This is a genomic window from Polaromonas sp. LjRoot131 (assembly GCF_964252805.1).
Taxonomy (GTDB): Bacteria; Pseudomonadota; Gammaproteobacteria; order Burkholderiales; family Burkholderiaceae_C; genus Polaromonas.
Map to the genome: position 1 here is coordinate 2122273 of NZ_CAXUPF020000001.1, position 19549 is coordinate 2141821.

General features: G+C 64.7%; 11 protein-coding genes. 8 read left to right on the forward strand and 3 right to left on the reverse strand.

Going from position 1 to position 19549, the window contains the following annotated elements; all coding sequences use genetic code 11:
* Positions 1–122 precede the first annotated feature (122 nt).
* Complete coding sequence (locus tag ACSQ27_RS10020; protein WP_436155292.1) at positions 123–1337, forward strand: MFS transporter; 1215 nt, start codon at positions 123–125, stop codon at positions 1335–1337.
* Positions 1338–2096: 759 nt separating this feature from the next.
* On the opposite strand, the gene ACSQ27_RS10025 is transcribed toward ACSQ27_RS10020, so the two are convergent.
* Positions 2097–3845, reverse strand: a complete 1749-nt coding sequence (locus ACSQ27_RS10025; RefSeq protein ID WP_436155293.1) for a protein kinase domain-containing protein — start codon at positions 3843–3845, stop codon at positions 2097–2099.
* A 65-nt stretch (positions 3846–3910) separates the two neighbouring features.
* A complete protein-coding gene (locus ACSQ27_RS10030; protein WP_436155294.1) occupies positions 3911–5197 on the reverse strand; it encodes a type IV pili methyl-accepting chemotaxis transducer N-terminal domain-containing protein in 1287 nt (428 codons plus the stop codon).
* Positions 5198–5589: 392 nt separating this feature from the next.
* Here ACSQ27_RS10030 and nirB point away from each other — a divergent pair, with 392 nt between their 5' ends.
* The 7 genes from nirB (at position 5590) to ACSQ27_RS10065 (ending at position 15640) form a co-directional block, all read left to right on the forward strand.
* Entirely contained in the window at positions 5590–8025 is a 2436-nt protein-coding gene (nirB, locus tag ACSQ27_RS10035; RefSeq protein ID WP_436155295.1) for a nitrite reductase large subunit NirB, read from the forward strand.
* A gap of 37 nt (positions 8026–8062) precedes the next feature.
* Positions 8063–8485, forward strand: coding sequence for a nitrite reductase small subunit NirD (gene nirD, locus ACSQ27_RS10040; RefSeq protein ID WP_436155296.1), 423 nt, complete (start codon positions 8063–8065; stop codon positions 8483–8485).
* A gap of 24 nt (positions 8486–8509) precedes the next feature.
* A complete protein-coding gene (locus tag ACSQ27_RS10045) occupies positions 8510–11395 on the forward strand; it encodes a nitrate reductase (RefSeq protein WP_436155297.1) in 2886 nt (961 codons plus the stop codon).
* A 43-nt stretch (positions 11396–11438) separates the two neighbouring features.
* Positions 11439–12347 (forward strand): DNA-binding protein YbiB, encoded by a 909-nt coding sequence (ybiB, locus tag ACSQ27_RS10050; RefSeq protein ID WP_436155298.1) that lies wholly within the window; start codon positions 11439–11441, stop codon positions 12345–12347.
* A 6-nt stretch (positions 12348–12353) separates the two neighbouring features.
* A complete protein-coding gene (gene cobA, locus ACSQ27_RS10055) occupies positions 12354–13121 on the forward strand; it encodes a uroporphyrinogen-III C-methyltransferase (protein WP_436155299.1) in 768 nt (255 codons plus the stop codon).
* Positions 13122–13425: 304 nt separating this feature from the next.
* Positions 13426–14418, forward strand: coding sequence for a hypothetical protein (locus tag ACSQ27_RS10060; RefSeq protein ID WP_436155300.1), 993 nt, complete (start codon positions 13426–13428; stop codon positions 14416–14418).
* 97 nt (positions 14419–14515) lie between these two features.
* Positions 14516–15640 carry a sterol desaturase family protein gene (locus tag ACSQ27_RS10065; protein ID WP_436155301.1) on the forward strand — a complete coding sequence of 375 codons (1125 nt, stop codon included), beginning with the start codon at positions 14516–14518 and terminating at the stop codon, positions 15638–15640.
* 43 nt (positions 15641–15683) lie between these two features.
* Here the strand turns inward: ACSQ27_RS10065 and ACSQ27_RS10070 are convergent, their stop codons facing one another.
* Positions 15684–19487: a M48 family metallopeptidase gene (locus ACSQ27_RS10070; RefSeq protein ID WP_436155302.1), complete on the reverse strand. Its 3804-nt coding sequence runs from the start codon at positions 19485–19487 to the stop codon at positions 15684–15686.
* Positions 19488–19549: the final 62 nt, after the last annotated feature.

Genomic DNA, 19549 nt, shown 5'->3' on the forward strand with positions numbered 1-19549 from the left:
ACCAAAATAAACGGAACCAAGGCCAAAACCGCGCTTCAAGGGTGCGTTTTGCATGCCCCACGGTGGCACTCTTTTTGCACTGATTCTGTGAATTAACCATCTTCACAGAAAGAGCTTGCACCATGGCGGGGTTTCGTAATTTTCTCAAGGCCGGTCACGCGCCCACGTTGGGTGCGGCATTCTTTTACTTCGCCTTCTCATGTTGCATCTGGGTCATGAACGGGGCCATGGCGCCCTTTATTTCCGAGACCTACAACCTTTCGCCCACCCAGAAGGGCGTGATGCTCTCGGTGCCCATCTTCGCCGGCGCGCTGATGCGCTTTCCGCTGGGCGTGCTGGCCCAGTACATAGGCCGCAAGAACGCCACGCTGGTGGAAATGGGCCTGATCATGGTGGCCCTGCTGTTCGGCTACTTCGTGGTCGACTCCTACAGCAGCCTGCTGGCCATGGGCGTGCTACTCGGCATTGCCGGCGCCAGCTTCGGCGTCGCGCTCAGCCTCGGCTCCGGCTCCTTCCCGCCGCGCTACAAGGGCCTGGCCATGGGCCTGGTCGGCGCCGGCAACGTCGGCACCGCCGTCTCGGTGCTGGTCGCGCCCGCGCTGGCCCAGCGCTTCGGCTGGCAATCGGTCTACGGCATCGCCGCGGTGGCCATGCTGCTGCCGCTGATCGCCATGATCGTGTTTGCCAAGGAACCTGACGACGTCGACAGCCACGCCACGCTGCGCGAACACGTCGCCTGCCTGTTCGAAAAAGACGGCTGGGCCTTCAGCCTGATCTACGCGGTGAGCTTCGGCGGTTTCATCGGCCTGGCCACCTTCCTGCCCTCCTATTACTACGACCAGTTCGGCGTCAGCAAGGTGCAGGCGGGCCAGCTGTCCATGCTGGCGGCCTTCATGGGCGCCGCACTGCGAATCTTCGGCGGCTGGATTTCCGACCGCTGGGGCGGCGTCAACACCCTGAGCGTGGTGCTGCTCACCATCGCCGCCACCCTGGTCGCCTGCGGCCTGGCCGGCGGCTCGCTGGTCGCCACCACGCTGCTGGTGATGCTGTGTTTTGCGGCCCTGGGCGCGGGCAACGGTGCGCTGTTCCAGCTGGTGCCCCTGCGCTGGCCCCTGGCTACTGCGGTGGCTGGTTCGATGATTGGGGAGATTGGGGCACTCGGCGGCGGGCTGGTGCCCAATGCGATGGGGGTGTCCAAGCAATATGCGGGTACCTATATGTGGGGGTTCTTCTTTTTTGCTGCGTTGGCGTTGGGGATGTTGGTGATGCTTCGGGTTATGCAGATTCGGTGGACTCGGACTTGGGCTGAAAAGGGCGGTCGCGCGCGAAGCGCGTGATCAGCGTAGCTGACAAGCGCAACGCGCTTGACCGACCTTTCAGCGAAGGCTCACTTTGCGCAGCAAAGTTAAGCGAAGCGTGCCGTAGCTAAAAGGGTGGGCGTGCTCGCGGCGCGTGAAATCCACTTGTCAAAAATTTGTTCTTGCTCCGGCGGCGGGGTCTCCTCCTAGTCCTGCTGGCCGGGGGTAGCCCGGCAGCTACTCACTTTTCTTTTGCTTCGCCAAAAGAAAAGTAAGCAAAAGAAAAGGCGACCCTGGTTGCTGCGTCCCTTCGCTTCGCTACGGGCAACCTGCGGTGCTCGGTCCAGCCGGGGTCTCGCTAAACTCGCTTCGCTCAAACAACGCGATCCCTGATCCGTCTGGCCCTGCGCTCCTCGGCGCATCCACAAGGGGTGGGGAAGGAATACCAATACCTAAGAAACAAGGACTCGCCGTGGCGAGTCCTTGTTTGTCTTGGTTTGTTCTTTGGTGTTTGTCTTCTGTCCCCGATCCCGATTGCCCCGTCCTGGCTGGGCCGAGGAGCGCAGACGTAGGCGGATCAGGGATCGCGCTTGTCTGAGCCGAAGGCGAGTTTGCGCGAGACCCCGCCGTAGTCGAGCACCGCAGGTTGCCCGTAGCGAAGCGTAGGGACCCAGACTGCGGGTCGCCTTTTCTTTGGTGACTTTCTTTTGGCGAAGCAAAAGAAAGTTACTTGCTGCCGGGCAACCCCCGGCCAACCGCCCTCAGAAGAGCGCGCGCCGCCGGAGCAAGACCGGCCCCTTAGCGAGGCAAGAACAACAACCAATAAATCAACAACAAATTCACCACAACACTAACCGCCAACAACAACTTCCACAACATCACCGGATCGCGCTCAATCAAGGGCGTCCCCTGCGGCGCAGTCAGCGGCCGCGAAGCACCCCGCTCCAGCGCCAGCAGCAGCTCCTCGGCGGTTTCGAAGCGCCGGCGCTTGTCGCGCGCCACGGCCTTGAGCACCACGTGGTCCAGCCAGATCGGTACTTCGGGGTTGATGCGGCTGGGCGCGACGGGGTCGCGGTAGTAGCGGCCGGCCTGGTAGGGCAGCACCTCGCCATAGGGCAGGCGCGCGGTCAGCAGCTGGTACAGGGTGACGCCGAGCGCGAACAAATCGCTTTGCGCGTCTGGCAGTTCCTCGGGCCCGTCGGCGGCGGCGGCGCTGAAGCCCCATTGCTCGGGGTTGATGAAGCTGGGCGTGCCCGCGTGCAGCTTGCGCATGGCTTCGGGTTCGCGGCCGCTGAGCGCCACACCCAGGTCCAGCAGGCGCAGCACGCCGTCTTCGCCCTGGTGCAGGTTGGCGGGCTTGATGTCGCGGTGGATCACGCACTGGCGGTGCAGCCGGCCCAGTGCGCGCGCCGCCTGGGTGGCCACGCCCAGCACCTGCTCGACGCTGAATTTGTGGCGGCGGTCCAGCTGCTGCTGGAGGGTTTCGCCGCTGTGCCAGTCATACAGCAGGTAAAACGCGCTGCGCTCCTGGCCGTTCGGCAGGCGCTCATGGAGGTTGACCAGGTGCGCCGCCGCCCTGCCCGACTGCATGCGCAGGGCCAGCCAGGCTTCGTGGGCCAGCATGGCGCGCTCTTCTTCGTCGTGCGAGCGGGCGGGGTTCAGCGTCTTGAGGGCATACAGAACCCGCGTGACGGGGTCGCGCACCTGGTAGAGCACGTTGATGCCGTTGTCGGCCACCGGGGCCGTCACGGCCAGGCCGTCGATCACGTCGCCCACCTTCAGGCGCAGCGGTATGGGCAGCGTCTGCGCGATGCGGGTGACGTCCTGCAGGGTGGCATCCAGCAGGCCGCGCACGCGCACCAGCACGGCCGTCACGTTGTCGTCGCTGCCGGCGGCCAGGGCGGCGTCCACCAGGCCCTGGCTGGCCACCTGGGCGCCGCCGGCCTCCTGGAGGCCGGCGAAATCCTTCAGCCGCGCGTCGCGCAGCACGCCGTGCACGCCGTCGGTGACGAGGACAAACACATCGCCCACCTGCAGGTCGCCCTGCATGTAGTCGACCACCACATGGTCTTCGGCACCCACCGAGCGCAGCAACTGGTGCCTGAAATCGGGATGGTTGACCGCGTGGTCATGCGTGAGCTGCTGCAGCGTGCCGCCGCGCAGCAGATAGGCCCGCGAGTCGCCCACGTGCGCCAGGGTGTAGGACTGCCCGCGCAGCACCAGCGCCGTGAGGGTTGTCAGGCCCACGGCCGGCTGGCGCCGTCGGTTGATGCCGGCCAGCCAGGCATTCTGCGCGCCGATGATGCGATCCAGGGACACCGTGGTGTCCCAGGTCTCGGGCGTGCCGTAGTAGTCGCGGACCAGGCTGGTGACGGTGGTTTGCGCCGCCTCCCGGCCCATGCCGCCGGTGCTCACGCCGTCGGCGATCGCGACGATGGAGCCCATGCCCTCATGGCCGGGCTCGGGCAGCATGGCGGCGCAAAAATCCTCGTTGCTGCTTTTGCGGCCTGCGAGGGTTGCGAAGCCAATGTCCAGATCAAATGCCATGCACCAATGTAAGCAAGTTCAATGCCCGACATTGGTGCATTGCAACAATGCACTGTTCCGGGGGCCTAACCCACCAGCATCTGCATGCTGCGCTCGTACTGCACCGAAAGCTGCTCGAAGACGTCCAGCAACTCCTCGCTGGCGGTGGCCAGCCCTTCAAGGCGCTTGGCATCTTTGCCCTTGGCGATGCTTGCAGCGCCTGCGCACATCTGCGTCCAGCCTGCAGCCGCCTTGTCGAGCGACGCACGGATCTCTTTGCTGGTCAGCGGGATGTCGTTGAGGTACTGCAGCGCCTTCTCGAATGCCGCCTGCGACTCGGCCATGCCCGCCTCACTGCGCTGCGAGAGGGCCGCACCGCCCAAGGCCTGGAGCAGCGCGTATTTCGCGAAACGCTGGCTCAGCATGCGCTGGCGCCCGGCCAGGTTGAGCATTTGCAGCGGCGGCATGGCGCCCGCGTTTTCCAGGCTGCCGGTCATGCGTTCGGCTTCCTGCAGCAGCAGTTCGGCCAGCTCATCCAGATGCGCCATCTCGCCGGCGGCCGGGCTCTCCTGCAAGGCAGGCTTGAGGCGGGTCCAGGTCACCGTGACCTGCCCAAGCAAGTCGCCAAAAGTGGGCTGCGACAGGCTTTTGCCGAGGGCGGCGATGTTGGCGTCGATACGCTGCACCGACTCCTTCAGCAACTCGGTCACGCGCTCGGTCTGCACCCCTGCCAGCCGCAGCAGGGCCAGCTTGACCAGGCGTTGCGACAGCATGCGCAACTGGCCCGAGCGGTTGACGTCTTCGGCAAAGCGCGCCGAATGGATGATGTGCTGCGACACCTGGCCCAGGCGCTGGTTGGTGTGCATGGAGGCGGTGCGCAGGATCTGGAAGGCGTCGTCGTCGGACACCTGGCGGGCGCGCATCAGGATGCCCTTGGCGCGGTCCACCACCTTGCGCTCTTCCAGCCGGCTGGCGACATCCTTGATCTGCTCCTGCAGGGCCTGCTCGCGCTGGAAGCGCGCCTGGGCCAGGTGGATCAGCGGCCGCAGGCGCTGCGCGCCGTAGCCGTTGACCACATAGGCATGCACACCCACTTCCAGGGCGCGCGTGATCCTGGCGGCGTCGCTGTCGGTGGTGAACACGATCACCGGGCACGGGGCGGTGTCGCTCACCACCTGCAGCAGCCTGAACAGCTCCTCACCCGGCAGCGCATCGTGGCAAATCACCACATCGGGCGCCTGGCGCAACACCTCTTGCACCAGTTTGCTGCGCTCGCTGACGACCGCCAGGACCTGGATGCCGGCGGCTTCCAGGTCAGGCACCAGCGGATTGCCGCCGGCGGGGCCGTTGAGGTTTACCAATGCGGAAGTCATACAAATCAATAGGTTGAGAGGGAAAACAGGGTAAATCACCACGCAAGTCACGGGCCATGCGCCGGTTGCAGCCGGCGGCGCGCATCGCAGGCCAATGATATGGCACAAGTTTTGCATTAGCCATTGCGGGCGTAACGACGCGCCCGACCTTAGCGAATGCACTGCGGGTCCTGCGTACAACGACGTACGTGATGGTGTGCCTCATACCGGGTTTTATGCCCGGATCCCTGTTGACCGGGAGAGAGCATCATGAATTTCACCTTGTTTCCGACAAGCCGGACCGGCTTGCAAGCCCTGAAGACAGGCCGCGTGGACGCGTGCGTGCGCGACCTGCGCAGCACGGCCGTGGCATGACGTTTGCACCTGAATATTGAATCCACTGGAGTAGCCCCATGAAAAAATCAAAACTGGTGATGGTCGGAAACGGCATGGCCGGCGTGCGCACCCTGGAAGAATTGCTCAAGGTCGCCCCCGACCTGTATGACATCAGCGTCTTCGGCGCCGAACCCCATCCCAACTACAACCGCATCCTGCTGTCGCCCGTGCTGGCCGGCGAGCAGACGCTGGACGAGATCGTCCTGAACCCCTGGGACTGGTACAAGGACAACCACATCACGCTGCACGCCGGCAAAAAAGTGGTGGAAATCGACCGCGTCAAGCGCGTGGTGCGCGCCGAAGACGGCACCGAAGAGGAATACGACCGCCTGCTGATGTGCACCGGCTCCAACCCCTTCATCCTGCCGGTGCCGGGCAAGGATTTGCAGGGCGTGATCGCCTACCGCGACATCGCCGACACCAACGCGATGATCGATGCTGCGAAGAAATACAAGAAGGCGGTCGTCATCGGCGGCGGCCTGCTGGGCCTGGAAGCGGCTAACGGCCTGATGCTGCGCGGCATGGAAGTCACCGTGGTGCACGTGATGCCCTGGCTGATGGAGCGCCAGCTCGACGACGTGGCGGGCAAGCTGCTGCAGAAATCGCTGGAAGACCGCGGCCTCAAGTTCCTGATCGGCGCGCAGACCCAGGAGCTCACCGGCAACGACGAAGGCCGCGTGAAGTCCATCAAGTTCAAGGACGGCAGCGAAGTGGCCACCGACCTCGTGGTCATGGCCGTGGGCATACGCCCCAACACCCAGCTGGCCGAATCCATGCGCCTGCACTGCAACAAGGGCATCGTCGTCAACGACACCATGCAGACCGTCACCGACGCGCGTATCTATTCGGTCGGCGAATGCGCGGCGCACCGCGGCATCGCCTACGGCCTGGTCGCGCCGCTGTTTGAGCAGGCCAAGGTGGCAGCCAACCACCTGGCGCAGTTCGGCATAGGCCGCTATTCCGGCTCGCTGACCTCCACCAAGCTCAAGGTCACGGGCATTGACCTCTTCAGCGCCGGCGAGTTCATGGGCGGCGAGGGCGCCGAGGAAATCGTGATGAGCGACCCCTTCGGCGGCGTCTACAAAAAGCTGGTCATCAAGGACGACAAGCTGATCGGCGCCTGCCTCTACGGCGACACGGTGGACGGCAGCTATTACTTCAAGCTGCTGCGCGACGGCCGCAGCGTAAGCGACATCCGCGACAAGCTGATTTTCGGGGAATCCAACCTCGGCGACGCCGGCCACGAAGGCCAGAACAAGGCCGCGCTGATGGCCGATGACGCGGAAGTCTGCGGCTGCAACGGCGTCAACAAGGGCACTATCTGCAAGGCCATCAAGGAAAAGGGCCTGTTCACGCTCGATGAAGTGCGCAAGCACACCAAGGCCAGCGCCTCTTGCGGTTCCTGCACCGGCCTGGTCGAGCAGATCCTGATGTTCACGGCCGGCGGCGACTACTCGGCCACGCCCAAGCTCAAGGCCATGTGCGCCTGCACCGACCACGGCCACCAGGCGGTGCGCGACGCCATCCGCGCCAACAAGCTGCTCAGCATTTCGGACACCTTCAAATTCATGGAGTGGAAGACGCCCAACGGCTGCGCTACCTGCCGCCCGGCCGTCAACTACTACCTGATCAGCACCTGGCCCAAACAGGCCAAGGACGACCCACAAAGCCGCTTCATCAACGAACGCAGCCACGCCAACATCCAGAAGGACGGCACCTACAGCGTCATCCCGCGCATGTGGGGCGGCGAGACCACGGCCAGCGAACTGCGCCGCATCGCCGATGCGGTGGATAAATACAAGATCCCGACCGTCAAAGTCACCGGCGGCCAGCGTATCGATTTGCTGGGCGTGAAAAAGGAAGACCTGCAGAACGTCTGGAAAGACATCGGCATGCCCTCCGGCCATGCCTACGCCAAGGCCCTGCGCACGGTGAAGACCTGCGTGGGCAGCGAATGGTGCCGCATGGGCACGCAAGACAGCACGCAAATGGGCAAGGACCTGGAGCGCGCGATGTGGCGCATGTACGCGCCGCACAAAGTCAAGTTCGCCGTGAGCGGCTGCCCGCGCAACTGCGCCGAATCCGGCATCAAGGACGTCGGCATCATCGGCGTCGATTCGGGCTGGGAGATGTACATCGCCGGCAACGGCGGCATCAAGACGGAAGTCGCCCACTTCTTTACCAAGCTCAAGACCGCGGCGGAAGTCCTCGAATACACCGGCGCCTTCTGCGAGCTCTACCGCCAGGAAGGCTGGTACCTGGAGCGCACGGTGCACTACGTGAACCGCGTGGGTCTGGACTACGTGAAGAAAAAAATCCTGGAAGACCACGAAGGCCGCAAGGCGCTGTGGGAGCAACTCCAGTTTGCGCTCGACGGTGAACCGGATCCCTGGTTCGAACTGAAGGAAGCGTCGGTAGACGCACGCCAGTTTGAAAAACTCACACCCGCTTAACCGCTTGCTCGCCCAAAGCCCGAATTGAGAGATCACTATGTCTGAATGGAAAAAAATCTGCCTGGTCACCGACATCCCGGTGCTCGGCTCGCGCCGTGTTTCACGCGCGAAAGGTATCGACGTGGCCGTGTTCCGCAACGACCAGGACCAGGTGTTTGCCTTGCTGGACCGCTGCCCGCACAAGGGCGGCCCGCTGTCGCAGGGCATTGTGTTCGGCACCAGCGTGGCCTGCCCCCTGCACAACTGGACCATAGGCCTGGCCGACGGCTGCGCCAAAGCGCCCGACGAAGGCTGCACCCCCAGGTTCAGCTGCAAGGTGGAAACCGGCCAGGTCTTCCTGGACGCCGCCGAGCTGGCGACGCTGGCGCTGGATCTGCAGCCGCCCCGGGCCGGCCCGGGCGCCTCTGCGGGCGCCCTGGGCGACGAGAGCTTCAGCGTGCAGGCCCCACACACCGCGTGAGTTTGAAGGCGCCGCCAAACCTCCATGACTGATACTCGATCAACCTGTCCTTATTGCGGTGTCGGCTGTGGAGTGATTATTGAATCGCAAGGCGACCAGATCACGGGTGTCCGCGGCGACCCCGATCACCCGGCCAACTTCGGGCGCCTGTGCACCAAGGGCTCGACGCTGGCGCTGACCGCCTCGGCCGCCGTCACGCGGCAGACGCGTCTGCTGCAGCCCATGCGGCGCGAGCACCGGCATGAAGCGCCCAAGCCGGTGTCCTGGGACAGCGCGCTCGGTTTCGCCAGCGAAAGTTTTGCGCAGATCATCCGCGACCACGGGCCCGATGCCGTGGGCTTTTATATTTCGGGCCAGTTGCTGACCGAGGACTACTACGTCTTCAACAAGCTGGCCAAGGGCCTGATAGGCACCAACAACGTCGACACCAACTCGCGCCTGTGCATGAGCAGCGCGGTCGCCGGCTACAAGCAGACGCTGGGCGCCGACGCGCCGCCCGCGTGCTACGACGACGTGAACCATGCGCAGTGCATTTTTATCGTCGGCAGCAACACGGCCTACGCGCACCCCATCCTGTTCCGGCGCATCGAAGAAGCCAAGGCCGCCAACCCGGCGCTCAAGATCATTTTTTGCGACCCGCGCCGCACCGACACGGCCGAGATCGCCGACCTCTACCTGGGCATACAGCCCGGCACCGACGTGTCGCTTTTCAACGGCATGCTGCACATCATGCTGTGGGAGGGCTGGACCGACGCGGCCTATATCGCGGCGCACACCACGGGTTTTGACGCGCTCAAGGCCACGGTACGCGACTACACGCCCGACCTGGTGGCCGAGACCTGCGGCATCAAAAAAGAAGACCTGCTCGCCGCGGCCAGGATGTTCGCGACCTCGGCCGCCACGCTGAGCCTGTACTGCCAGGGCCTGAACCAGTCCAGCAGCGGCACCGCGAAGAACGCCGCGCTCATCAACCTGCACCTGGCCACCGGCCAGATCGGCAAGCCCGGCGCGGGGCCGTTTTCGCTGACCGGCCAGCCCAACGCCATGGGCGGGCGCGAAGTCGGCGGCCTGGCCAACCTGCTGAGCGCGCACCGTGACCTGGCCAATCCCGAACACCGCGCCGAAATCGCCGCCTTGTGGGGCGTGTCATCAGTGCCGGAAAAACCCGGCAAGACCGCCGTCGAAATGTTCCAGGCCGCCGCCGACGGCGAGATCAAGGCGCTGTGGATCGCCTGCACCAACCCGGCCCAGTCCATGCCCGACCAGGCCACGGTGCGCCGCGCGCTGGAGCGCGCCGAACTGGTGATCGTGCAGGAAGCCTTTGCCACCACGTCCAGTTGCGACTATGCCGACCTGCTGCTGCCCGCCACCACCTGGGGCGAAAAAACCGGCACGGTGACCAACAGCGAACGCCGCATCAGCCGGGTGCGGCCTGCCGTGGCCGCACCCGGCGACACGCGCCATGACTGGGCGATCGCAGTGGACTTCGCGCAGCGGCTTGAGAAGCTGTTGAAAGCGGGGAGCCCTCACCCTACCCTCTTTCCCTACTCCTTCCAGGACGAAGCGCTCGGCGTAGAAACCATCTGGAACGAACACCGCGAATCCACCCGCGGCCGCGACCTGGACATCACCGGCCTGAGTTACGCGCTGCTCGAGGAAGAGCCGCGCCAGTGGCCCTTCAAGCCGGGTGATACCGCGGGCAAGGCCAGGCTGTATGAAGACGGCGTTTTTCCCACCGCCGACGGCAAGGCGCGTTTTGCCAACACCGTCTACAAGCCGGTGGCCGAGCCGCGCGAATCACGTTATCCGTTTTCGCTGACCACCGGCCGGCTGCGCGACCAGTGGCACGGCATGAGCCGCACCGGCACGCTGGGCCGGCTGTTCGGCCACGTGGCCGAACCCGCTGTGCAGATGAATGCGCAGGACATGGCGCGCCGCCTGCTGAAAGACGGCGACCTGGTGTACGTGACCTCCAAGCGCGGCTCTATCGTGGTGCCGCTGCAGGCCTCGCCCGAAGTGGCGGTCAGCCAGGCTTTTATCGCCATGCATTGGGGCGAGGAATATTTGAGCGGCCAGTCCACCAGCGGTGTGCCGCTGGTCGGCGTGAATGCGCTGACCACCTCAGCCTATTGCCCGAGCTCCAAACAACCCGAACTCAAACACGCGGCGGTCAAGATCCTGAAGGCCGAGATGCCCTGGACATTGCTGGCCATGGCCTGGCTGCCGGAAGGCGACGTATTGACGGCGCGCGAACAACTCAAGCCCCTGATGGCGCAGTTTCCTTTTACCAGTTGTGTGCCGTTTTCGAACAACACACCCCTGGCCGATCGGGGCAGCGAACGCAGCGGCGTGCTGTTTCGCGCCGCAAGCCATGAGGCGCCACCCGACGACATGCTGGCGGCGCTGGAACGCATCTTTGGCCTGGATGCGCCGGACGTGCTGCGCTATGCCGATCGCAAGAAGGGCCAGCGCCGCACCATGCGGCTGGTGCGCAACGGAGGCGACGCCCACCTCGCAGGCTTTGTGCTGGCCGGCGACACCAGCGCCCAGGCCTGGATCAGGACCCTGCTGCAAGACGAACTGGCCGCGCAATCGTATGGGCGCCTGCTGCTGCTGCCCGGCGCCAAGCCGCCGGTGGCGGTGCAGTCGCGCGGCAAACCGGTATGCACCTGCTTTAACGTGAGCGACATGGCGATTGATGAGCACCTGGCCTTGCTCAGCCGTGGTGGCGGCGGTGGCGGCCACCTGGGCACCGATGAAGAAAGGCTGGCTTCACTGCAAGCCACGCTCAAATGCGGCACCAATTGCGGCTCCTGCGTCCCGGAGCTCAAACGCCGGGTGCGTTCGGCGCGCAACGACGCAGCGGCCCCGGCGCCGCGCACCGTGATCCCGATCCGGCAGCTTGTTTAAGCTCATAACAAGAAGTTATCTGCATTCGCGGACAATCACGCTTATGGGTATTAGCCAGTACATCAAGGAAATCGGGCGCGGCAAGGACGGCGCCCGCGCCCTGACGCGCGAACAGGCCACCGACCTGATGGGCCAGGTGCTGGACGGCACGGTGACCGACCTCGAAATCGGTGGCTTCTGCCTGGCCATGCGCATCAAGGGTGAAACACCCGAAGAAATGGCGGGCTTCCTCGACGCGCTGCACCAGCGCCTCGCGCATTTCCCCGCCGGCGACACCCCCACCGTGGTGCTGCCCAGCTACAACGGCGCACGCAAGCTGCCGGTGCTGACGCCCCTGCTGGCCTTGCTGCTGGCGCGCGAAGGCGTGCCGGTCCTGGTGCACGGCACCCCCACCGAATCGAGCCGGGTGTTTGCCTCGGAAGTGCTGCAGGCCCTGGATATCCATGCGCTGCAGGCTGTCCGCCCTATCGGAAAAGGCGAGGCCGTCTTCGCCCCCACCGAGTTGCTGCTGCCCTCCCTCAAGCGCCTGCTGGACGTGCGCCGCGCCGTGGGCCTGCGCAACCCGGCGCACAGCCTGGTCAAGATCATGAGCCCCTGCCTGGGCAAAAGCCTGGTGGTGAGCAGTTACACGCACCCGGAATACGCGGTATCCATGGCGCAGACCTTTGAGCTGACCGGCGCCAACGCGATGTTGTTGCGCGGCACCGAAGGCGAAGGCGTGGCCGATGCGCGCCGCATGCCGCAAATGGAAGCCTTCATCGGCGGAAAACGCTCGCTGCTGCAGGAAACCCAGGCCGGCACACTGGCTTCCCTGCCCGAGCTGCCCAAGACGGTGGACGCCGCCGCCACCGCGGCCTATATTCAATCGGTGCTGGCCGGCGACAAACCGGTGCCACCATCGATTGCCCGGCAGGTGGAACATATCTTGCAGCTGTTGCCTCAAATCAAATAAACCACCATGACCCACGGAAAAGTCACCCTTGTCGGCGCCGGCCCCGGCGACCCGGAGCTGCTGACGCTCAAGGCCCTGAAGGCCATCCAGCGCGCGACCGTGCTGCTGGTGGACGACCTCGTGAGCGACGAAATCGTGGCCTTCGCCGCCCCCGGCGCGCGCATCGTCTACGTGGGCAAACGCGGCGGCTGCAAGTCCACGCCCCAGGCCTTTATTGAAAAACTCATGCTGATGGCCGCGCGTGAAGGCGAGGACGTGGTGCGGCTCAAGGGCGGCGATCCCTTCATTTTCGGCCGCGGTGGCGAAGAGGTCGAACACCTGCGTGAGGCCGGCATAGCAGTGGACGTCGTCAACGGCATCACCTCGGGCCTGGCCGCCGTCACTTCGCTGGGCGTGCCGCTCACGCACCGCGAACACGCGCACGGCGTGGTCTTCGTCACCGGCCATGCCAAGCCCGGCGACAGCGGCACCGACTGGAAAGCCCTGGCCGCCACCGCGCACAGCGCGCGCCTCACGCTGGTGATTTACATGGGCGTCAGTGGTGCGGAGCGCATCCAGGACGAGCTGCTGTCGGGCCTGCCGGCAGCCACGCCGGTCGCCGTGATCCAGAGCGCCTCGTTGCCCACGCAACGCCACATCACCACCACGCTGGGCGAGTTGGCCAGTGCCATCCGCGAAGCCGGCATGGCCAGCCCCTCCGTCATCGTCGTGGGCGACGTGATCAGCGGCGTGGCACTGGCCGCCGCGCATCCCGACGCAGTCCGCGCGGCCTAAGAGCCTGTTTACGGTCTAAACGGAGCCGCGTTGGGGTGCAATCGGGATGAGTGGGCCGACCGGGCACGCCGCATGGGCTAATGCCCATGCAAGGGCCTGGGTGGCTCAATCGCCCGACCGCCCAGCCGGCCGGCTGGGCGTCGTGCAGCTGCCCCAATGGGGATGCAAACGCGACCGCGTTTGCGTCACCCCAACCCGGAGGGCAAGCGCGGCCCCGTTTAGACCGTAAACAGGCTCTAAAGCCCCGCGTCACACCGCTGTCACGGGTGGTGCCTAAGCTCCCGGTCTTTCGACTGGAGCTTTCATGTCTCATCGTTTTCTGGCCGGCGCGCTGCTGGTGCTCAGCATGGCCTCTGCCCAGGCGCAAAGTTTTTCATTCGGCCTGTGGGGCGACATGCCCTATCAAAAAGCGGGCGACGACCCAAAGATTCCCGCGCTGCTAAAAAGCATCAACAAGTCTGACATCGCCTTCTCAATTTACGACGGCGACATCAAGGACGGCAGTTCCAGATGTACCGACGACATCTATGCCGCAGCGCTCACTATGTTCGGCGAGCTGAACAAGCCCGTCATCTATGTGCCGGGCGACAACGAATGGACGGACTGCCACCGACTGAACAACGGCGGCTATGACGGCCTGGAGCGCCTGGCCTACTTGCGCAAAACCATGTTCCCCACGACCCGTAGCCTGGGCAAACGCAATCTGCCGCTGGTCCACCAAGCTCCGCTGGGCGAAAAATTCGTCGAAAACACCCGTTTTGCGCACAAGGGCATCGTGTTCGCGACGCTGAACGTGCCGGGCAGCAACAACAACAAAATCCTGGACGAAAAGGACTGCACGCAGAAAAGCGCGCGCACCGCGGCCCAGTGCGAAGCCTCGAATGCCGAATACCTGGAACGCGACGCGGCCAATGTGCGCTGGATGCAGGAGGCCTTCGCCGACGCCAAGGCCCGCAAGGCGCGTGGCCTTGTTTTGGTGATCCAGGCTGACCCTGGCTTTGACTTGCCGGAAACCGAAGACAAAGACGAAAGCCAGGCGCCGGGGGTCAGCGGCTACCGCAACTTCATCAGCAACGTCATCACCGAAACGGAACAGTTCGCAGGGCAAGTGCTACTGGTGCACGGCGATACGCATTTCTTCAAGGTCGACAAACCGCTCTACAGCCCCACGAAGCTGCTGTCCAATCTCACGCGCCTGCAGACCTTCGGCAGCCCGCTGATCCACTGGGTACGCGTCACCGTAGAGCCGAAAAACCCCAACGTCTTCACAATCCGTCCGGTCATCGTGAAACAGTAAAAATCCGCAAGCCGGCTCGCCTGGGGCGGGCCTGCCGGTTTGCGGCGTGCGCGGCTACACTCCCCAAGTCAAAAACAACAGAAGAGGGGAAAACCCAATGCTCGATAAACTCAACGAATTGACGGAAAGCCACGGCGAACTGCGCCGCGGCAAGGGCATCATGAGCGGCGTGATCGCGCTCAGCCTCGGCGTACTGTGCTTCCTGGGCGTGCTGGCCTTCCATTTCCCCGAATACCTGACCACGCCCGAGCTGCGCAAGAGCTACAACGTCGACGTGATCCGGATCGTGATGTTCACCTCGCTGGTGATCGCCGGCGGCATCTCGCTGGTCAACATCATCTTCAACCGCTCGCGCTGGCTGGCCGGCGCCGCCTTTTTGCTGGTGGTGTCCACCGCACTGCTGGGCGGCCACAAGGTGCCGGTCAACGACTTCGCCGACAACACGCCCTACATCGGCCTGGACTGGTTCATCCTGGACCTGCTGGGTTCCTCGCTGATCTTCATCTTCATTGAAAAGCTGTTCGCGCTGCGCAAGGACCAGCCGGTGTTTCGCGCCGAGTGGCAGACCGACCTCCACCATTTCATCGTCAACCACATGATCGTGGGCTTCGTGTTGCTGGCCACCAACCTGCTGGTGCACAAGTTCTTCGGCTGGGCCGCCAATGACGGCATTCGCGGCTGGGTGCAGGGCCTGCCTTTCTGGGGCGGCGTGCTGCTGATCGTGCTGGTGGCCGACCTGGTGCAGTACTGGACACATCGCGCCTACCACGAGGTGCCCGTGCTGTGGCGCCTGCACGCCGTGCACCACAGCGCCAAAAGCATGGACTGGCTGGCCGGTTCGCGCCAGCACATCCTGGAACTGCTGATCACCCGCACGCTGATCCTGGCGCCCATCTACGTGCTGGGCTTCTCCAAGGAAGTGATCGACGCCTACATCGTGATCGTCGGCTTCCAGGCGGTGTTCAACCATGCCAACGTCAGCGTGCGCCTGGGCCCGCTGCGCTACATCATCGTCACGCCCAACTTCCACCACTGGCACCACAGCCAGGACCAGGAAGCGCTGGACCGCAACTACTCGGCGCACTACGCCTTCATCGACTACCTGTTCGGCACGGCCGTCAAAAGCACCAAGCTCTGGCCGGAGCGCTACGGCGTGCTGGGCGACTATGTGCCCAACGGCTTTTTGAAGCAGCTCAAGTTTCCCTTTACCTGGAAGGGCTGAAGCGCCCTTGCCACCGGGCTCCCGGCGCAAGACGCCAGGGCCGCTAGAGCAGGTAGGGCCGTTCGGTGGTAAACAGCGCGCGTTTGGCGTAGTCGCGCCAGTTGGCCGGCGCGGCTTTGCCCATCACGACAGTGCCCATGACGTAAGCCTGCCCCTTGAGTCCCGGCCAGGCATATTGCATCGCCTCTTCGGCTTTTTTGACGTCACGCCCGTTTTCGAGCGCATCAATGAAGCGGAGCATGGCCGCGCCCTGCTCTGAAGGCAACTGCCTGACCACCTGAAGCAGGTCCTCCGTCTTGCGCTTGTGCCTGATCGCCAGGCCCACGGCGCTCCACAGCGATTCCTGGTCTATGCCTTCGGTCACAGGCAAAGCCAGGCTACGTTGGACCAGGTCGTCAGGCGCGCCGTCCGAAGCCGCCATGAAGCGCAGCATGCGGGAATAGCCCGGCCCCGCGCTCCCCATCGCCGAACGGGCAACATCGATATGGCCCCGCGCCAGTTCCGAATAAAAAAGGTCCTGGCCCTGCAGCTTGGCCCCATTGGGCTTGTCCAGCGCCAGGATCATGCGCAATTGCTCGGAGCGGGGCGCCAGGTCGTCAAGGCCGGCTTTCTCACCTGCCTGCAGCCGGCGCACGCGGGCGAGCTCCAGCGCAGTCCGGTCCGCCAGCGGCGCGAACTTCAGCGCCGCGCCAAATGCGCGCTCGGCGGCGGGCCACTGCCCGGTGGCCGCCAATGAAAAACCGGAAGCGTAACCAAACCAGGGGTTGGCAGGCGACTCCCTGTGCCCGGCGACAAACGCCGCATCGCGCGGGGGCCCGTCGGGCATACAGCGCACCACCAGGTATTTCAAGTCGGTATTGGCGGGATGGCGCGCGGCCAGCTGCCGGTCGCGGTCGCAAACGGCGTCCGGTTTGCCGGCCGCCGGCAAGTCCTGCTCGACGCGCAGCACCGCCATGTCCAGCGGGTCGGCCGCCAGGCGCTGGCGGAAAATCTCCGCCGCTTCGGGATACATCGACGCCAGGCCCAGCCAGTCGAGTACGCCCGGCGACCCCGCCGCGTCCCAGCGGGCATGCATCAGGATCACCGTCTTGCGCGCCTCTGGATCCGTCGTCAAGCCAAGGTTCTCGCGCGTCGACCGCGTCGGGGCGGACGACAGGACACTGCGGGTTCCGCCTTGGCCTTTGGTGGAGATCTGCTCCGGCGGTTTTTCAAGGATGGCATCCACCCGTGTCTGCAGCCACCGGGGCGCGCCCAGCGGCCGCTCGGGAATCTGCGCGGCGCTGCCGTAGGAGGCAGTCCATTCCAGCAGCGGCGATGCCGAAGCCACGTTGTAAACATATTCGGTGCCTATGGCATCCGCCTTCGCTTCGAAGGATTCGATGGTGGTCCCTTCCGCGGTTTTGGCCGAGATCGCCAGGGGCTGATCGGCCGGCACCGACCGCCGGCTCTTCTGCCCCGGCTGGAGATTCACCCTTTCGCCGCCCAGCTGTGCCACCACGGCACGATCCAGGCCGTTGAAAACGGTGACGGAAGCGTTGCCGAAGCTGCCGTCCAGGCCCATCAAGCCGACGATGATGCCGCCGGCCGCGGCAAAACGCACCGTTCCGGGAATCCAGCCATCCGCCGTCTGGAAGCGCGACCACCAGTCGAGTTTTTTCTGGCGCGGGCGCTCGTCACCGGACAGGAAGGTCCTGTAGTCCAGCGGTACCTGCGCCGCGGCGGGCGCCGCAGGCAGGGACTCGCCCCTGGCGGCCGCTTCCGCAAGCCGCGCCTCGGTGACAAGAAGCTGGTCCAGCGCGGCACGCCGCAAGCGGGAAAGCGCGCCCACCACCTGGCCGTTCCAGCCGTCGATCACATTGAGCCAGCTGGCCAGGTTATCGGGGCCCGGTGCATTCAAACCCCACTCGCCGAGCACCTTCGACCAGCCAGGCTGGCCCAGCAGCGCCAGTGTGCCGGCATCCGGCACCAGTTTTTCGCGGCTGTTGTTCACCTGGGACAGCAGCAGGTAAAGCTGCGCGGCACTGTCGAGGATCCGTGCCAGGCCCTTGTCGTTGACCTTGCGCCCGGCGGTCAGCATGGCAACGATGTTGGCCAGGCTGCCGTGCGCATCGACGATGTCGGCCTGGACATGCTCGCTGTAATGCAGCAGGGCCAGCAGGCCGGACCAGTAGGCGTCCCAGCCATTGCCCTGGGCCAGCGCCCATGCGCGGGCCTGCGAACGGCAAAGGCGGTCATGGGCGGCGAGCTCATCCTCGACCGCCGAGATTTCGCGCTCCACGGCTTGCAGGGCGCCCGGCAACTCCTTGCGCTGAAGCTGTTTGCCGCGGTGCTCCAGGCCGTTTGGCGCCGCTTGCGCCGCTCCTTCGATCACGGCGTTCAGCCTGGACTTTTCGCCGAGCAGGGTTTCGAGCTGTTTCAGCGCATCGGACAGGGACGCCGGATAAGGCGCTGTTGCCGCGGCATCCGGCCGGGCGTCAAACAGCGCTTCAACGCTGCCGTAGCGGCGCGTCAGCTGGCGCGACAGGTAAACGCCGCGGTACAGCGCTTTGTACGATTCGCGGCCGTAGGCCGCCTCCAGGGCCGCCAGGGATTGCTCTCGGGTGGCGACTGCGGGTTGCGGGGAAACATGGCTGCACAGGCTGGCGCTGACGGCCTGCCGCAAACCTTCGGCATCACGCAGCAGCGCCCAGGCAGGCCTGTCATCCAGAGGCACGCCGAGGTAAATCTTCTTGGCGTTGTCTTCGCGCTCATGGTTGAAGGGGTGGGTTGACCACATGCGCGACGGCGTCACCATTTCGCGCTTGAACACACGGTGTTCCGAAGGCTCTGCCGATGTGCGCGCCGGCGGCGCCGCAAACGCGGGATCATCGAGGATGCTTTCCAGCCGGCTGATGATGAGGCTCTGGATTTCAAACAGGTCGGCCGTGGCAAAACCACGCGCGAGCTCCTCATTGGCAAACGCCAGGGCACGGTCCCAGGCCTGGTCTGCGGCACGGCAGCGGTACAGCGCGTGGATCAGCGCATCGCTGCCGGCCAGGCACACCGACACACGGTCGGCCTGGAACTCCATCTCACGCGACAGCGCCCGATCGGCCAGAAGAACCAACCGGAAGAAGGTGTCCACCACGGACCGGATGGACCAGATCACGAGCGACAGCACCCAGCCCACCCAGGCAATGCGGACATCAAAGCGGGACAAGGCCCGCAGGAAGCTGTCCAGCCCGTCGCGTTTGGAGACGATGTGGCCGGCAATCTGCTGCGAGACATACACCCAGCGGCCGACGGCCATGCTGCGCTGGGCGAAGTGGCCAAACTCGTGCGCCAGTACCGCCTTGAGTTCAGACAGGCTCAAAACGTTGACCAGCGCTAGGCCGATTTCCAGGTTCTTTTTCGAGGGGAACAACAGGTTCAGCGGGGAAAGGTCGTAGAACACGGCGGCATTCACACGCGCGGAAACAAACACCTTGCGCGGCCGCGGGGCGCCGGCTTCGTCGGCCAGCCGGTACAGGAAGGCAAACAGCGCCGGCTGCTCCGCCGCCGTGATTTCCTTGAGGCCGCCGAGGTCTCCGCGGCGGATAAACACCAGCGCCTTGAGCATGAACACCGCGAGCAGCGCCGACGCCACGCCGGCCAGGAAGAGCCAGACGCCCTGCGTGGAGGAACCATAAACACCGGCATAGATGAGCTTGTAGCCCTTCCATGCAAACCAGCCCGACAAGGCCAGGTAGAAACCCACAAAGCCCAGCAAGGCCAGCATGGCGAGCCAGGCCTGCCGCTTGTAGGAAGGCGCAGCCTGGGTGAGGGACGCGGGAAAACTCGCCGGGCCCGGCGGGTAGATGTCTTGCATGGAATCCTCCTGGTGCCCTCGCAAGGCAAGGGTCTGGCTGTTATTTTCAAAAATTATAATAA

Coding starts and splice junctions, on each gene's coding strand:
- nirB (WP_436155295.1), top strand. CDS start 5,590: ATGAAAAAATCAAAACTGGTGATGGTCGGAAACGGCATGGCCGGCGTG.
- cobA (WP_436155299.1), top strand. CDS start 12,354: ATGACCCACGGAAAAGTCACCCTTGTCGGCGCCGGCCCCGGCGACCCG.
- ACSQ27_RS10025 (WP_436155293.1), bottom strand. CDS start 3,845: ATGGCATTTGATCTGGACATTGGCTTCGCAACCCTCGCAGGCCGCAAA.
- ACSQ27_RS10070 (WP_436155302.1), bottom strand. CDS start 19,487: ATGCAAGACATCTACCCGCCGGGCCCGGCGAGTTTTCCCGCGTCCCTC.
- ybiB (WP_436155298.1), top strand. CDS start 11,439: ATGGGTATTAGCCAGTACATCAAGGAAATCGGGCGCGGCAAGGACGGC.
- ACSQ27_RS10045 (WP_436155297.1), top strand. CDS start 8,510: ATGACTGATACTCGATCAACCTGTCCTTATTGCGGTGTCGGCTGTGGA.
- nirD (WP_436155296.1), top strand. CDS start 8,063: ATGTCTGAATGGAAAAAAATCTGCCTGGTCACCGACATCCCGGTGCTC.
- ACSQ27_RS10030 (WP_436155294.1), bottom strand. CDS start 5,197: ATGACTTCCGCATTGGTAAACCTCAACGGCCCCGCCGGCGGCAATCCG.
- ACSQ27_RS10020 (WP_436155292.1), top strand. CDS start 123: ATGGCGGGGTTTCGTAATTTTCTCAAGGCCGGTCACGCGCCCACGTTG.
- ACSQ27_RS10065 (WP_436155301.1), top strand. CDS start 14,516: ATGCTCGATAAACTCAACGAATTGACGGAAAGCCACGGCGAACTGCGC.
- ACSQ27_RS10060 (WP_436155300.1), top strand. CDS start 13,426: ATGTCTCATCGTTTTCTGGCCGGCGCGCTGCTGGTGCTCAGCATGGCC.